This is a genomic window from Streptomyces antarcticus, assembly GCF_026627255.1.
In the GTDB taxonomy this organism is placed as follows: domain Bacteria; phylum Actinomycetota; class Actinomycetes; order Streptomycetales; family Streptomycetaceae; genus Streptomyces; species Streptomyces antarcticus.
The window spans coordinates 1-15540 of sequence record NZ_JAPNLM010000042.1; the positions used below are offsets into that span (position 1 = coordinate 1).

Here is a 15540-nt window from a genome sequence, read left to right on the forward strand (position 1 = left end):
GACGCCCGCGAGATCCACATCGAGTACTGCGACCAGTGGAAGTCATGATCGACAGTCGCCGAGCACGCGCCGGCTACGGAGGGCGAGACAGGCATTCGGACAGTTCCAATACCCCACGTCACCATTATGGGTGCGGGAGGACGAGGCCCTGCGGGCCGCGGCGAACTGGAAGTCGTACGCCTCCGCCTGGCAGGTGAGCGATGTCCGGTGAACCTCGCCACCTCCATGCTCTGGCCTCCGAGGACCCGATCTGGCGGCTGTGGTCCGAGCTCCCCGCCCCCTGGAAGGGGCCGGTGATCGGTGACGGCATCGAGGACTGGGAGAGGATCACCGAGAATGGCGACCGCCGGATCGACCTGCGCGGACTGCCCGATCCGATGTCGGCCGAATTGGCCTGGATGGCGCACTGGCAGGCCTTGGACGGAACCCGCTCCGCGGTGCTGGGCACCAATCAGCTCGCGAACATTCTGCGTCGGGCAATTCGGGAAAAGCATCCTTTCCCAGCCTCGATCCGGGCGATGGACGCCGAGGCGGCTCTGGCTTTGCAGCGGTGGTTCTATGCCACCCGCTGGGGCCGGCTTCCGCCCCACGGCAGCGTTGCCCGACTTCGAGTGATCTTCCGGTTCTCCCGTCTGGCTCTGCTGGCCCGCTGCACGGACGGAGCCTGGTGGCAGCTGGATGAGTGGCACCCCCGCTGCGATCCGCGCATCCCACTCGCGGAGCACGAGCCCCAGGCCCACTACGGCTGTTCCCCCTCGACGATCAGCCATCAATGGCTGCGGGAGGCGGTCAAGTGGTATCTCGGCACCCAGCTCGAGGCCGGCGTCCTGCGCTGGTCCACGGTGAGCCAGGAGCGCATGCGGTGCTTCACCCGCTTCGGCCGGTGGCTGGAGACCTTCACCGATCCGCTTGACGTCCTGGGCGACCCCGCCCATGCGGTCGAGCTGGCGGCCGCCTTCCGCCGCTGGGACGGCGACCCGGCCAACCGTCTCCTTCGCCGATCCGAACAGCGATTCGCGAAGCGGCCCGTTCATCCCCGGATGATTAACGACGACCTGCGGGCCGTCGCGGAGCTCTTCGCGTTCGTCGCGGCCAACCCCGCCGAGGCCCGCCAGGTCCTCGGCCCCCATCCGTGGTCCCGGGTCACCGACGCCCACGCGGCGGGCTGGTTCCGCCAGGTCTCGCGGATCCCGCACCAGCGAGAACTCAACGACGAGCACTACGTCGACGACCACGCCCTCGCCCAGATCCCCGCCGCCCTGCCCCTTCTCGGGCTCGGCCGCGTCGAACAGCTGACGTTCACTTGCGGCGACGGACAGGAGGTCACCGCCCGAGGTTTCGACGACCCGCAGGCCATGCGCATGATCCTGCTGCAGATCCTCACCGGACGACGCTCCAGCGAGATCCGCACCTGCCGCTTCGACTGCCTCTCCCCGGTCCCCGACCGGGCGGCCGACTCTGCCGAAGGCGAGGAGATCGCCCGCTTCCACTATGCCCAGAGCAAGATCGATATCGCGCCGGACACCATCCTCGTCGACCAGGAAGTCGTCGCGGTCGTCGAAGAGCAACGGATCTGGGTCCGCGAGCACTTCCCCGATATCACCCCGCGACACCTGTTCCTCCAGCGGACCGGGAACCGTCAGGGCGACAAGCCCTACCCCTCCGGCACCTACAACTGGATGCTCCGCGAGTTCAGCAAGATCGTGAAGATCGCCGACGGCAAGGGCAAGCCCGTCGGCTTGAGCAACACCCACCGTTTCCGACACACCAAGCTGACACGCCTCGCCGAACTCGGCCTGCCGGTCCATGTGTTGATGCGCTATGCCGGACACGCCACCCCGACGATGTCGATGCACTACGTCGCCGCCCGCCAGGAACACGCCGAGCAGGCATTCCTGGCCACCGCCAAACTCCGGGCCGACGGCAGCCGCGTCGCCTTCTCCCGCGACGACCACGACAGCCTCCACCTGTTCAACCGCGCCGACCGCTTCCTGCCGCACGGCTGGTGCATGCTGCCGCCACTGCAGACCTGCGACAAAGGAAACGCCTGCCTGACCTGCTCGGTCTTCGTCACCGACGCCACCCACCAACCCGCACTCGAACGGCAACTGGCCGAGACCGAAGCACTCATCAACCGCAGCACCACCGCCTTCGAGGAGCGTCACGGCCGCCCAATGCCCGAGGACAACGTCTGGCTCCTCCAGCGACGAGCCGAACACGCGGCCCTCACGAAACTGCTGGGCACCCTCCAAGCCACCCCCGACCGAGCCGTCCAGGGCGCCGGCTGCGGCGCCGCCCCCACCGGCCCCGTTCCCGTCCGCCTCGACCTCGCCCACCACCGAAGGAACCGGCCGTGACCGACTCCCGCACCAAGCGCACCCAGATTCTCGCGGCCGCCGCCAAGGCGAAGTCCCAGGCCAAAACGGAGGCCGCCGAGAAAGCGATCCGTGTCCTGGTCAAGCGCGGCGAACCCGTCACCTTCCAGGCCGTCCAGCGCGAAGGCGGCGTCTCACACGCCTTCCTCTATACCCACCCTGACCTGCGAGGCCGCATCGAACGCCTGCGAACCCAGGCCCGCCCGATCCCCGCACCCGCCACCGCAGCCGACACCGAGAGCACGCTCATCCTCGCTCTCACCGGCCAGCTCACCCGGCTCAAGAAGCTGCACCGCCAGGAGATCCAGGCACTTCGCGAGGCCCTGGAACAGGCCCACGGCGAGAACCTCGACCTCCGCCGCGAGCTCGCCCGCCGCGGCGATACCAGAGCGGTTCCTCAGTGACCACTCACCCGATCCGCCAGCCATGCCGCGTGCTGGCGCATGCGAGAGAGATCGTCTGGAAAGTAGCTCTCCCAGTCCTCGTCCAGCCGCTTCCAGGCCACCGGCTGCCCGGCCTCCGCGACAAATGGGGCCGCCACATCAACGATCGCGGCATACGACAGCCCAAGAGTGACCGGCCAGTCCGGGTGAAACGAACGGACCGCGACCGCTGCCGGCTCAGGCAGCAGTTCGGCCCGAAGGCCCGTCTCCTCAAACAGTTCCCGGATCGCCCCCTCACGCGGCGTCTCGCCAGCCTCGACTTTTCCGCCCGGAGGAACCCAACTCCGCCAACGATGCTTCACCAACACCACCTGGGCGAGTTCCTTGTCGAACACCCAGACCTCAACCGCAAGGGGCTCCATCGGCCCCCGTCGGGCAGCAGCCAGCCACCGGCAGGCCCCGTCGAACTCGGCTATCGCCTGTTCGGCATCCGTGACCGCCGCCTCCACGGCCCGCTCGTCGACCACTCTCTGAATCATCGGGCCAACATACGAGGCCGCACTGACAACGCAGCCACGTCACATCGATCTCATGAACGTTCTGCCCAGCGACAACATGCAGAATCCTGAACTGAACCGTCGATAACCACCGGCCCCAGCAGGGCGGCGTTCGCCTTGGCCTCGACGAACGAGAGGGTGGCCAGGTCCTTGACCTTGCGCGGGTCGAGGTCGGGCTGGAACGAGAAGTCGTACTCATCGAGCGTCTTGTGGTGCGGCAGCCGGGAGAGCCGCAGGCCTTGGCGGAACCGGCGGTCGTCACGGACGGCCAGTTCCTCGGAGAGAACCAGGTCGAGGAAGTCAAGGTAGCCCATCTTCGCCTCGTCCGCCCGGCGGGTGAACTCGTTGATGGTTTCCGCGAGGTGGGGCAGGCCGAGCTTGCCGGCCGTGGTGCGGATGCGGTTGCCGGTGAGCTCGCTCAAGACGATTCCTTCGTCGCTCGATGGGTGGTGAAGGGGCGGGTTCCGGTCAGCTCGTCATAGACCGACAAGGGTCGGCGCCCGACCTCGATCCGGGTGGCCGCAGCTCTGTTCAGCAGGGCCTGCAACGGTCCGGTCTCCTCGCCCCGCGGCCGTTCTTGACGGGGCTGGACCGGGATGTCGCCGGTGGTGGTCCGGCGGCCCTTGCCGGTCGGCAAGCCGTCCCAGTGCGTCTCGTCGACGACACGGGCACCGCGGCCGATGGCCCGGGGATGGGAGGCCAGCAGCGTGCTCCCGTGGACGTCGGCGAGGGTGGCATGCAGTATGACCTGGGACTTTGTTGCCCGGACCTCGACCAGCTGGCGGGGGCGGACTCGGCGGGCCGGCACGGAGTAGAGGTTGCCGTCGAAGGCGACCAGGCAGTCCTTGCCGACGTGCCGCAGCTGCCGTTCGGCCACCAGATAGGGGGTTGGCGGCAGCGGTTTGAGAGCCGCGTGATCGCGGGCCGCCCGCTCCGCGATGACCTCCCGGTGGGTCTTGTGGATCTGGGCCCGCCGCAGGGGCACCCAGGCGGTGAACGCGGCGTCCATCTCCTCGAGAGAGGAGAACGACCGGCCGGACAGAACGTGGTCGCGGACGATCAGTACTTGTCGCTCGACCCGGCCCTTGCCCTGCGGGCGGTAGGCGGCCAGGACGTCGATGTCGAAGTCGTAGTGGCCGGCGAAGCCGACGGCCTCCGGATGCAGAGGGACCGCCTCACCAGGAGCGACGTGCCGGCGGACGACGGTTTTGGTCCGGTCGTAGACGATCGTCATCGGCGCCCCGCCGAAGTGGGCGAAGGCCCGGCGGTGGCAGTCGAAGAAGGGTCCTGGCTGGTGGTGAAGCAGCAGAACGGGTCCCGTGAGTACGAGAGCGTCATGTGGAAGGAGTAGACCTTTGAGATGCCCATGTGGGCGAGGACCTTGCCCTCATCGCCCCAGTCGACCTGGGCCTGGGCGCCCGGGATCACCTCGAACCGGCGGTGCATCCCCGCCAGTTCCTTGGGCGTGATGCCGAGTTCCTCGGCGATTCGTGGCCGGGCCGTCTGGACGTAGAGCTTGACCCGCTGGTAGTTGCCGGTGAACCCGTACTCCTGGGCCAGCCGCTCGTGGATGACCGCGGCCTTCATCAGCACTTCGGCCCGGAGCATCGAGTCGATCAGCGGCCCGAACTCGTCGATCACCCTCACCCGCCGACCGCTCGACGACCGGCTCGGAGGCGTCGCCGGCCCCGGTGCCGAGAGGTACTTGCGGACCGTCTTGCGGTCCAGCCCGGTCTCCCTCGCGATCTCCGACAGGCTCATCGCCCCGGACACCAGCAAGCCACGAAAGCGCCGAAGCTCCAGCCAACGCTGCGGATCCAAGACCACTGCCAGCCCCCTCCGCCGCCGGTATCGACCAAGCAGCAGAGTGCCGAGCAGCAGGTCTCACCGCATCAGCAACTGCCCCTTTTCATTCGTACGAGGCTGGGGACGTTCACGTGTACGCCGACACTATGCCGAGCATCGGGCGGCGGGTCCGCTGAAGGCCAGGTTCGCGGCGACGACGTGGGGCCAGCACATGAGCATCCTGTCGTTGTTCTACCGGTGGGCGATGGCCGAGGAGTATGCGACCGCCGAACCGTTCACCTACCGGGCCGCGCGGGCACTGTTCGCCGGAACCGGCCGGGAGGTGAAGGTGAACCTGGCGGTCCGCCGCACCCCGAAGCCGCATGTGACGATCAAGTACCTGGAGCCGGACTTCACCGAGTTGCTGCGCAAAGGGCTGCGCGGGCTGGCCCCGGACGGCTCGCAGGACACCGGTTTCCACGGGCGGGAGCTGACCCGCAACGCGGCGGTCGGGGATCACGCGCTGGCCACCGGGATGCGGCTGCAGGAGTTCACCTATCTGCTGCCCTGGGAGATCCCCGCCCTGCCGCAGGAGCCGACTTCGGTTCCCGTCCCGTTCCCGGTGCCAGCCGGGATCGCCAAAGGCAGGAAGTTCCGCACCACGTGGACTTCCTACGAGGCGCTGGCCGGTCTGCACCACTATGTCGAGCTGGACCGCGCCGCCACGACGGAGGGCTCGCTCTGGCGGCCGCCGCGTCGATGGGGTGAGCCACTTATGGTGACCGAGCCGGACGCCCAGGGCGGGCTGATCAACGGGGTCCGGCGCTCCTGGGAGTCGCTGACTCCGGCCGAGCGGCGTCGCCTGGTCGCCCCGCAGGGCGGTTCGTGTCTGGTGGCGGTGAAGAACGGGGGCGGTCCGTTCACGGCCTGGGCCACGGTCTTCGAGCGCACATCGGACCGGATACGGGCCCGGTTCGAGCCTCGGTTCCCGCATGTATGGCCCCACCGATGTCGCCACACGTTCGCGATGAGGACTTTGGAGTACCTGGTGACCGGGCACTACCGGCAGGCTGCGAAGCTGGTGCGGGACACCGACGCCGACGCCGCTCTGGTCTTCTACTTGAGCAAGGCGGACCCGCTGCTGGTGCTTCGTGATCTTCTGGGGCACTCCACTGTCCTGACCACGGAAAAGTACCTCCGCCGCCTGGACACCACCCGGATCTACCGGCACGCCTACGAGGCCGCCGGGTCGGAGGCGGGGCTGGTCGACACGGCCGCCGCCGAGCGGGAGGCCGACGCGGAGTTCGACGACCAGGACGGCGCCTGATGCCGACGATGGTGGTCGAGGACCCTCTCGGCGTGGAGTGCGTGTTCAGCGACGGCAGCCGGGCCGCCTTCGTCCTGGACGGCTTGCCCAATCCGCGCCTGGCCTGTGACCTGGCGGTTGGCCTGGTCGAGCTGATCCACCCGCACGGCACTGTCGACGCGGCGGGTTCGGTCGGCCACTATGTTCGCTCCCTGCGACGCATGGTCCTTGACTTGACAGGGCAAGGCTTCGCCGGCGGTGCTGGTGACCTGCGACGGGGCCAGCTGGCTGAGTTCTGGATGGCCGGTCCGACAGCGCTGGAGGCGACGACCCGCGCACTGGTGGAGGGGCTTGCCCGCTCCGGCGCTGTCCTCGGCGAGGGGGTGCTTGAGCTGGCAGCCGGGAGGCACTTCAACATCCAGCCCAACCGGCAGGCGCTGCCGCCCTACCCGGAGGCCGAGTGGGACCGTCTGACCGGGGTCTGCCGTGCTCTGGTCGACGAGTCCTACGCCGCTCACCGCAAGGCGCTGCTATCGGTGGCCGGCGGACGGCATCCGGGCGAGAGCGGATGGACTGCGGAGAACTTCTGCTGGCTGCTTGCCCGGACCGGGCCGATCGGCACTCCGCAGTTCGCCGAGAGGGTCGGCGTGACGGTCAACGTCTTCCGCAACCGCGGCGGCACCCCCGGGCTCTATCAAGCCGTGCAGGCCGTGTTCCCGCACCTGGACACGCTGATCGCCTACCAGCTGCTGTTCGGAATCTACTCCGGGATCGTCCCGGACGGCATCGCTGACCTCGGTGTCGGGGACATCGAATGGGCTGGGGACTCCACCGTCCTGCTGTCCTATGTCAAAGGCCGGACTTCAGCGGAGAGCCTGAACCTTCCGCGGTCCGCGGTGCGGCTGCTGGAACAGTGGCTGTCCCACTCGGCGCTGCTGCGTGGACTGGTCGCGGATGCCGATCGCGACAAGCTGTGGCAGGGGGTGAGCCAGGTCGGGAACTCGCGCCTGGTCCGCGACATCGACCGCAACTCCATCCACCGCTGGGTCCGCCGCTTCGGTGTGGTGGGCGACGACGGCCAGCCCATGAAGATCCACAGGTCGCGGATCCGCACCAGCCACCAGTCGATGCGCGACAAGGGCACTTGGACCGGCAGCGCCCGGGCCACGATCGACCCGAACCACACCCCGTCGGTGGAAGGCGACCACTACCTGACCGCGACTACGCCGGCCCAGCTGCACGCCGTCGAGACGATCGTCGAGGACGCCCAGCACGACATCCTGCGCCGCGCCCACCCGCCCACGGTGATCACCGAGGAGGACGCGGCCGCGCTGGCCGAGGGCTATCCACAGCTGATAGCCGAGCTGGGCCTGGACGACGCGGCCATCACAGAGCTGGTCGGCGGGGCCCGGGACGTGTTCACCGCGGCCTGCGGCGACCAGCTGTCCGGGCTGCACGGCCCGGTCGGGAAACCGTGTCCCGCCCGGCCCTGGGTCTGCCTGCTCTGCCCACTGGCGGTGTTCGCCCCGCGCCACGCAGGCAACCTGCTGCGACTGAAGGCCTTCTTCTCCCGGCAATGGCAACAGATGCCCGCCGCCCATTTCATGGCGGTGTTCGGCCCCTACGCCACCCGGATCGACCAGGTACTGGACCGCTTCGAGCCTGCACTGCTCGCCTCAACAGCCGCCGAGGTCGCCGACACCGACCACGAGATCCCGCTACGACCCGAGGAGCAGACGGCATGACCACGACCGCCACCGCCTACCACTTCGCGAACGTCTCCGCCTCACCGTTCGTCGGCGTCGATGTCTGCCGCCAGGCCCGACTGACCCTCCCCAACGATGCCGACCGCCCGCTGTTCGATCACGACCTCTGGGACTTCACCCACGTCATCGGGCTGCCCGTCCAGATGGCCCTGCACGAGCGGCGCTTCGACTTCACGGCCATCATCGACCCCGGTTGGCGCCTGGTCGTGAAGGAGCTGGTCCTGGCGATGCTGGCCCCGCGGCATCCGGCGGTCGCCTTGCTGCCGCGGGCCTACCGCACACCACTTCACCTGCGCAGTTGCAGCGCACGACTGAACGAACTCACCCGGTTGTTCGCCTGGCTCGGACAACGAGAAATCAGCACTCTGGCACATCTCGGCACGGCGGATTGCGAGGCATACCTGGCCCACCGGCGCTTCGTCCTCGACGACGATGGCGCCGTCGTCGGAGAGCAGAGTCCTGGCGTCAGACGCGCCGCCGCGCAGGCCGTCATCGATCTGATCGACTACCGGAAGCTGTTCACCGCCGACCGTGTCCCGCCCGGCCTGCGGCCCTGGGGCGGCGCCTCGGCCAGCGCGGTGGCCGAAATGTCATCGGGCCGAACGGAGAACAAGACCGCGCCGGTGCCGAACGAGACCCTGCAGCCCATGCTCGCCGCGGCTCTGCACCTGATAACAGTGCTCGGACCGCACGCCGTCACATTGCACAGGCAAGTATGCGAAACCGACCAGGTCTCCGCCATCACGGCCGCCGGCCTGCACCACAGCGCACCGACCGCCATCGCGGACATCAAAGCCGTGCTGGCCGACTACGTTGCCGCCGGCATTGCCCTGCCTATGATCGAGGACCACGACATCGAGCCGAGGCTCGCCGCGGGGTGGGCCGCCGACGACCCGCTTCTGCCGGTGGCCACAGGAGTGCTGGCCAGGCAGGCCGGCTACACGCAGTTGTGGGCAAGGTGGCTGCCGACGCTGCGCGGACCGTTCCTGGAGGCAGTCGCCGCGACCGGGGTGAAGAAGCAGTTCGCCCGAGAGGCCGACGAGGCGCCGACCGCCAACGGCTCTGGCACGGTGCCGTGGACACTTCCCCTGCATCGGTCCCAGGCAGTCGCGCTGATCGGGATCGTCCGCACCGCCGCGATCATCGTCCTGGCCGCAGTCTCGGGGATGCGGGCCAGCGAGCTCATGGAGTTGCGCGTCGGCTGCCGGTGCCCGATCGAGGAGCCGATCCCGGGCCTGCGACGGTTCCGCATCGCCAGCAAGGTCGTCAAAGGCCAGCCGCTCGGCGGAACTGACGACGAGTGGGTCGTCATCGAGCAGGCCCATCAGGCCGTCGAAACCCTCGAACAGCTACACGACGACCCGGTGGACGGAGCCCTGCTGCTCGGCCGCTTCGACTTCTATACCCGTTACAAATGGTTCCGGAGCTGGGTCAACTCGCCGACCGGACAGCGTCTCGGACTGGCCCCGATCCCCAACGGACGGGTCACCCTCAGAAAGCTGAGACGGACCCTCGCGTTGGAAATGGCCTACCGCCCCGGAGGAGTCCTCGCCACCAAGATCCATCTGAAGCACATAGCCGTCGCCACAACAGAGGGGTACGCCTCGCGCCCCGGCGGCGCACAGGCCGAGCTTCTCGCTGAGGTCAACAAGCACGAAGCCGACCGGAACCTGGAGTTGATCCTGGCCGAGTTCCAAAACTACCAGCAGGGCGTTCTGCCGACCGGGCCCGGCGCCCGCAGCCTCACCGAGTTCTTCGCCAGCATCGACGAGATGCCTGAACCTTCGACAGCGCCCGCGCCGAAGACCCAACGCAGTGACCGCGACATTCTCAACCTGCTGACCAAGCGCGCCAAGACCCTGCACATCGGCCCGGCGAACTTCTGCTGGTTCACCGACCCGTCCCGGGCACTCTGCCTCAAACTCGCCGGCACTCCCACCGCCGACCGCCCCCTGGTTGGCATGTGTGACTCCGCACGCTGCCCGCAGGCCACCCACCACCCCTGCCACCGGCCGGTCTGGGCCGAGCACGCCGAACGGACGAGGACCTTCCTCGGCAACCTCGGTACCACCCGCCGAACCGAACACGCCAGGCTGCAGGCCGACTACGACCGCGCGATGCGCGTCGTCGCCGAGATCGACGCCGCAACAACCAACCCCGGAGAGGGCCCAGCATGAGAATTACCGCAGCCCAGCGCGCCGAGAACGAGAACCGAATCCGGGCCGCCATGGACCGGCTCCTTCGTGGCGAGATCCCGCCCGGCGGCAAGTGCGACATCAAGACCCTCGCCACCACAGCCGAAGTCGACCGCACCGCCTTCTACGGCACCCGCCCCTACGCTCACCTCCGCATCGAGTTCGAGCGCCGCCTGCAGACCCTGCAAGACGCCGGCGAGATCCCCGACCCCCGCGAAGCCCAGATCGCCCGGCTCAAGGCGGAGATCGCCAAGCTCAAGGAGCGGCTGACCCAATCGGAGCAGACGATCGACGAACTCACGGACTTCCGCAGCCGGGCCCTGTCCCGGCTCGACGCCCAGCACGAGGAGATCGTTCATCTCCGAGAGTCCGCAGCCGGGACGAGCCGGGTGAGCCGCCTTCCCGCACCGCGAACCACGGTGATCGGGAGCTGCAGTTGAGCCACCCCGATGGCGCTCTTGAGAAGCGACGCCTTGAGCACAAACCTGCTCTGCTCATTCCCCACCCATTGAGTGGTGTTCGTCGGCGTCTCGGGATGATGGGGCCCGCACGACTTGCCCTGTCACCGGGGCGAATCTGCACCAGCTCGCGCGAGCACCGCATCAGCCAGCTCCTGCGGAGCCAACTGGCCATCCAAGAGGACGGTGTCCTGCGGCATCGCATCGACGGCTGCCAGGCACGTCTCGATCCTGGTCTTGCACCAGGCGCGGACCTGCTCGTCCTTCGCCGGGTCATCAGGAGTGAAGCTCCGCCCATCGATGCGCTTGACCAGCACGTCCTCGGGGACCTTGAGGAAGAAGTGGTGGACCTCGATGCCCGCTTCACTCAGGGCCCCGAAGATCTCATTGAGATAGGCAGGATTGACCAGCGTCATCGGCACCAGCACCGGCCGCGCATACTCATCAACCAGCCCCGCAGCCATGCTTGCGACCTGGCGTCGCCACTGCCGCAGGTCCTGAAAATCACCCGTCGGCACCTCCACGATCTCCCGCAGGACATATCCGACCATCTCGGGGTCGAACACCAGCGCCTCCGGCCAGCGCAGACGCAGTTCCTCCACCAGAGTGGTCTTCCCACTGCCGAACGCACCGTTCACCCAGACGATCACAAGTTCTCCTTCGCGCCTCGCGCCTCGCTCGCGCTCACCTATCTATCCCACGCGCCTCGCACGCTTGAAGTTCCAACGATCTGGAGGGAACGGCATGCCCGGGGAAACTTTCGATCCTCCTCAACCCAGCGGGACGTGATCTGTGCCACTTCGCCCTCGCGACAATGCAACACGCCCCGAGACCAGAGTCGCCGGACAACTCGCGGCTATCCCTCCAGATCAATCGCCACACGCAGTCCTCCGCACACGGCCTCTGCGGACACAAGGCACACGGCGGCCTACCGGATGGCCCGTGACCCGCAGATGCCTCTGACGGACGTGAAATGGGTCCTCGGCCATGCCCATCTGTCCACCACGGAAATTTACCTCGCGGCCAGCCAGGACGAGGTGATCGAGAGCGTGCTGGCCCACCACGCTCGTCGGGCCCGTCAGCCGGTTCTGCCGCCGGCTCCGGCTCCCGGCTACGACCCGGCGAGCCTGGATGTGCTGTTCGGACGGCGGCCATGACCACCAAGACGACTACGCCGCCGCCCGCGGCCAGGCGCTCGGGACAGCGGTCCTCCGCTCCGCTGCACGGTTCCGCCCAAAAATCCCTCCGCGCCGCTTTCTCCGCGAGATCGGTTCCTGACGCCTGGTCGGCAACCTCCGAGGACAGGGACCAGGTCAAAGAGCGCCTGGCGGAATTCTCGGCCACCGCAAACAAGCACACCCGCTACATCCGGGGCCGCGGGGCCCAAACGATCCTGCGCTGGCTGGAAGAGTTTCCGGGGGACACCTGGCAGCAGCGATGGCGGAACTCCGGCTCCGACGATCAGCGGCGAGCCTGGCTCGACCACCTGATCGAGGCGATCGGCGACGGCCGCTACGGGCGAGCTGACCGGCCCGAACTCTCCTCGGGCGCCCTCGCACTGGTTTGCGCTGATGTGATCCGTCCCAGCCTTGAGTGGCTGATGACTCGCCAGTCCCTGAACCTGCGCCAGGTGGTCACCGAACGCCGTGACCCGGACGGCTTCGCCGCGCTCGCGGGCGTCGGAGCCCCAGAGCTGTGGTCGACGAGCCTCGGGTTCAATGCCCGCTACCAGATCGCGATGTTGATCGTCGCCAAGGGCGGCGGGGTCCGTGACATCACCGTGGGTGACTGCCTGGAGCTACGGGAGACCGAGGCACGTGTCTACGTACATGCCGGCTCTGGGCGGTCGCTGTTCTACAACTGGCTCAGGGAACTCGGAAATTTCCCCGCCCAGGCGCCCACCACCTTGCGCGACGTCAGCCGTCACTCCGGCCAGGTCAGCGCCGCCGAGCTCGTGGACCGCTACCAGCTGCGGTGCCGGCCCGTCCGGGACCTGATCGTGGACTACCTGACCGAGCGCCAGCCGTCACTCGACTACAACTCCCTCGAAGACCTCTCCCGCACACTCGCCCGGCACTTCTGGGGGAACCTGGAACGTCACCACCCCGGCATCGACTCTCTCCGCCTGTCCCCCGAGGTCTCCGCGGCCTGGAAGGAACGCTGCCGCACCAAGACGCAGGTCCGCCGACTACCCGACGGCACTTCCGTCGAGGTCACGAGTCCTCGAACGAACAGCATCAACCTGCTCACGGCAGTCCGGGCGTTCTACCTGGACCTTGCCCAGCGGGCCCTGGAGGAACCGGCCCGCTGGGGCCCGTGGGTCGCCCCATGTCCGGTCAAGGAAGCCGAGATCTCACAGCGGAAGCACGTCACCCGGCGAAAAGCCCGCATGGACCAGCGAACCCGGGAGCGGCTCCCAGTCCTTCCCACCCTGGTCAAGACTGCGGCCGACGAGCTCAAGAAGGCCCAGGCTCGGCTCACCGCCGTCCGCGCTGCGGCACCGGGAACCTCATTCACCGTGCTGGGCGAGATCTACACCAAGGTCAAGGGCACCCGTTATACCGACCACGCAGCATCAGCCACCGCCTACGACGCGAACGGCCGGCGGCAGTGCCTGGGCCCGGCCGAGCAACGTGCCTTCTGGGCCTGGGCGAGCGTGGAGTTCCTCCGCCACACCGGAGTCCGTATCGAGGAGATGCTGGAGGCGAGTCACCACAGCATCACCCAGTACAGGCTGCCGACCACCGGCGAGGTCGTCCCGCTCCTGCAAATCGCCCCCTCCAAGACCGACGAGGAACGCCTTCTCCTGGTGAGCCCAGAGCTGGCCGATGTGCTCAGCGCGATGGTCTGTCGAGTACGAGACGCCTCCGGCGCGATTCCCCTGGTCCGCTCCTACGACCCTAGCGAACGCGACTGGAACGCGCCCTTGCCGCTGCTGTTCCAGTGGCGCTGGGGCGGCCAGAACCGACCGGTATCGGTGTCTACGATCCGCAAGGGACTGGACGAGACCCTGCTGGCCTCCGGTCTTGCCGACTCCAACGGCCAGCCGTTGCGCTACCAGCCGCACGACTTCCGCAGGATGTTCGTCACCGACGCCATCATGAGCGGACTGCCGCCGCACATCGCGCAGGTCATCTGCGGTCATAAGACCATCTCCACCACGATGAGCTACAAGGCGGTCTACCCGACCGAAGCGATCGAGGCCCACCGGGCATTCATCGCTCGCCGCAGGGCACTACGGCCGAGCGAGGAGTACCGCACGCCGACGAGCGAGGAATGGGATGCTTTCCTGGCCCACTTTGAAAAGCGAAAGCTCTCCGTCGGTACATGCGCCCGCGCCTTCGGCACAGCATGTGTCCACGAGCACGCCTGCATCCGGTGTTCGATGCTGCGGCCCGAACCGGAACAACGTTCACGGCTTGTTGAGATCCGGGACAACCTCATCGCGCGGATCGCCGAGGCTGAGCGGGAGGGATGGCTGGGCGAGGTCGAGGGCCTACAGGTCAGCCTCGCTGGCGCCCAGGACAAGCTGGACCAGCTCGATGGCGAAGCAGCCCGCCGGTCCTCCGCGGCCAGTCTTGGCATGCCGACCTTCGCCGAGATCGCCAAGCGAAGCACCACATCAACGGATCCGCGCCACCCCTGAAAATCCATGGCCGTCGGAAAGCTGCACTGCCTACGCTCCAACCCATGCGCACTGTGTTCGTGTTCCCCGCAGGTGAGCGAGCCGAGACCATCGCCTCACTCGATCGGCACCTGCCTCAGCAGCGCGATCCGTGGACGCTGGACGGCAACCTCTACATCGACATCGACGATGAGGAGGCTGGCTACCTCTTCTCCGACTGGGATCCCGAGGACGTGACGATCCTCGAAGTGTCCGTCGGACGTCATCCCACTTGGGCGGTGCAGATTGACATCTCCGGGCGGATCGACGGCACCGCAGAGCTTCACCAACTGATCGCGCTGCTGCTTAAACACGGAGGCGTGGCGACGGACGACTACACCACCCACCCGTGGACCCTGCCGGAAATCCTATCTGGAGCAGTGATCGACGGTCTGCACTTCTTCGACTTCCGCGGGTATCACGAACTCAACCATGAGGAGGGGCGTTCCTGACTCATCCTTCTCTCAATCGCAAGTTCAGAGAAGCGACGCTCGACTGGATTGAGACGGCCGTCGACACCGGCAAGGTCGATGTCGACGGCGAGCTGGCCCGCCTGCTGCAAGGCGAGTAGTGGGATGCCGCGCGCGTCGCAGCGACGGTCACCGGCGGCCCATAGGCACGCCGACACCGTCCGCTTCATCCTCTTCGAGGCACGGCCGGCCGGCCTGGCCTTCAACCAGTTGGTCAGGTCGAGCGAGCTCTCCGCCCACCAGGCCCGCTCGGGCCTGGCCTGTCTGCGGGACACCATCACCGAACAGGGCTGGCCGCCCCTGATCTGGACGAGAGCGGACGGCTACAAGTTCTGCTCCGACCCCACCGAGCTTCAGATCTACGAGGTCGCGGTCATCCGCGCCAAGCTCACAGAGATCCGCCGGTTCATCACCGGCGTCGTCGCCCCGCACGCAGCACTGCAACCCAAGGGCCGGTGGATCCGGCACCTGAACACCCAGCTCAACTCTGTCGAATCCACGCTCGACGTGATTGCCGACTACACCAACGCATGACCTGGTGGGGTGCGGCCGCGTGGGGGGTGGGGCGTGGGTCAGCGCAG

14 protein-coding genes and 2 pseudogenes are annotated in these 15540 nt (G+C 67.7%); 11 read left to right on the top strand and 5 right to left on the bottom strand.

Going from position 1 to position 15540, the window contains the following annotated elements; genetic code table 11:
• The first annotated feature begins 200 nt into the window (after nt 1-200).
• Both OTB16_RS35980 and OTB16_RS35985 read left to right on the top strand, forming a co-directional pair.
• Nucleotides 201-2357 (top strand): tyrosine-type recombinase/integrase, encoded by a 2157-nt coding sequence (locus OTB16_RS35980; RefSeq protein WP_267726718.1) that lies wholly within the window; start codon nt 201-203, stop codon nt 2355-2357.
• On the top strand, nt 2354-2779 hold the full coding sequence (locus OTB16_RS35985) for a DUF6262 family protein (RefSeq protein WP_267726719.1): 426 nt from the start codon (nt 2354-2356) through the stop codon (nt 2777-2779). Before OTB16_RS35980 ends, OTB16_RS35985 begins: the two co-directional genes overlap by 4 nt.
• On the opposite strand, the gene OTB16_RS35990 is transcribed toward OTB16_RS35985, so the two are convergent.
• From OTB16_RS35990 to OTB16_RS39860, 4 genes and pseudogenes are all read right to left on the bottom strand, one after another.
• On the bottom strand, nt 2773-3297 hold the full coding sequence (locus tag OTB16_RS35990) for an NUDIX domain-containing protein (RefSeq protein ID WP_267726720.1): 525 nt from the start codon (nt 3295-3297) through the stop codon (nt 2773-2775). The genes OTB16_RS35985 and OTB16_RS35990 overlap by 7 nt on opposite strands.
• A gap of 110 nt (nt 3298-3407) precedes the next feature.
• Nucleotides 3408-3737 (bottom strand): annotated as a pseudogene (locus tag OTB16_RS35995) (ATP-binding protein); the annotation flags it as partial.
• Nucleotides 3734-4549: a Mu transposase domain-containing protein gene (locus tag OTB16_RS39855; RefSeq protein ID WP_476470179.1), complete on the bottom strand. Its 816-nt coding sequence runs from the start codon at nt 4547-4549 to the stop codon at nt 3734-3736. The gene OTB16_RS39855 and the pseudogene OTB16_RS35995, both read right to left, overlap by 4 nt.
• Nucleotides 4546-5076, bottom strand: coding sequence for a hypothetical protein (locus OTB16_RS39860; protein WP_476470180.1), 531 nt, complete (start codon nt 5074-5076; stop codon nt 4546-4548). The genes OTB16_RS39855 and OTB16_RS39860 overlap by 4 nt, the downstream gene beginning before the upstream one ends.
• Before the next feature lie 256 nt (nt 5077-5332).
• Here OTB16_RS39860 and OTB16_RS36005 point away from each other — a divergent pair, with 256 nt between their 5' ends.
• From OTB16_RS36005 to OTB16_RS36020, 4 genes are read left to right on the top strand one after another with little or no spacing between them, the layout of a single operon-like run.
• Nucleotides 5333-6427, top strand: a complete 1095-nt coding sequence (locus tag OTB16_RS36005) for a site-specific integrase (protein ID WP_267726722.1) — start codon at nt 5333-5335, stop codon at nt 6425-6427.
• Nucleotides 6427-8151 carry a hypothetical protein gene (locus OTB16_RS36010; protein WP_267726723.1) on the top strand — a complete coding sequence of 575 codons (1725 nt, stop codon included), beginning with the start codon at nt 6427-6429 and terminating at the stop codon, nt 8149-8151. Before OTB16_RS36005 ends, OTB16_RS36010 begins: the two co-directional genes overlap by 1 nt.
• The gene (locus OTB16_RS36015) at nt 8148-10349 is read left to right on the top strand and encodes a site-specific integrase (RefSeq protein WP_267726725.1); all 2202 of its coding nucleotides are present in this window, start codon (nt 8148-8150) and stop codon (nt 10347-10349) included. The genes OTB16_RS36010 and OTB16_RS36015 overlap by 4 nt, the downstream gene beginning before the upstream one ends.
• Nucleotides 10346-10807, top strand: coding sequence for a hypothetical protein (locus OTB16_RS36020; RefSeq protein WP_267726726.1), 462 nt, complete (start codon nt 10346-10348; stop codon nt 10805-10807). Before OTB16_RS36015 ends, OTB16_RS36020 begins: the two co-directional genes overlap by 4 nt.
• Before the next feature lie 122 nt (nt 10808-10929).
• Here the strand turns inward: OTB16_RS36020 and OTB16_RS36025 are convergent, their stop codons facing one another.
• Entirely contained in the window at nt 10930-11475 is a 546-nt protein-coding gene (locus OTB16_RS36025; protein ID WP_267726728.1) for a P-loop nucleotide/nucleoside kinase family protein, read from the bottom strand.
• Nucleotides 11476-11760: 285 nt separating this feature from the next.
• Between OTB16_RS36025 and OTB16_RS36030 the strand changes: the two genes are divergently transcribed.
• From OTB16_RS36030 to OTB16_RS36050, 5 genes and pseudogenes are all read left to right on the top strand, one after another.
• On the top strand, nt 11761-11982 hold the full coding sequence (locus tag OTB16_RS36030) for a hypothetical protein (RefSeq protein ID WP_267726729.1): 222 nt from the start codon (nt 11761-11763) through the stop codon (nt 11980-11982).
• Nucleotides 11979-14471 carry a site-specific integrase gene (locus OTB16_RS36035; RefSeq protein WP_267726731.1) on the top strand — a complete coding sequence of 831 codons (2493 nt, stop codon included), beginning with the start codon at nt 11979-11981 and terminating at the stop codon, nt 14469-14471. The genes OTB16_RS36030 and OTB16_RS36035 overlap by 4 nt, the downstream gene beginning before the upstream one ends.
• A gap of 44 nt (nt 14472-14515) precedes the next feature.
• Nucleotides 14516-14941, top strand: a complete 426-nt coding sequence (locus tag OTB16_RS36040) for a hypothetical protein (protein ID WP_267726732.1) — start codon at nt 14516-14518, stop codon at nt 14939-14941.
• A gap of 32 nt (nt 14942-14973) precedes the next feature.
• A pseudogene (locus tag OTB16_RS36045) lies at nt 14974-15060 on the top strand (DUF6192 family protein); the annotation flags it as partial.
• Between the two features lie 4 nt (nt 15061-15064).
• Nucleotides 15065-15493, top strand: coding sequence for a RacP protein (locus tag OTB16_RS36050; RefSeq protein WP_267726733.1), 429 nt, complete (start codon nt 15065-15067; stop codon nt 15491-15493).
• Nucleotides 15494-15540 lie beyond the last annotated feature (47 nt).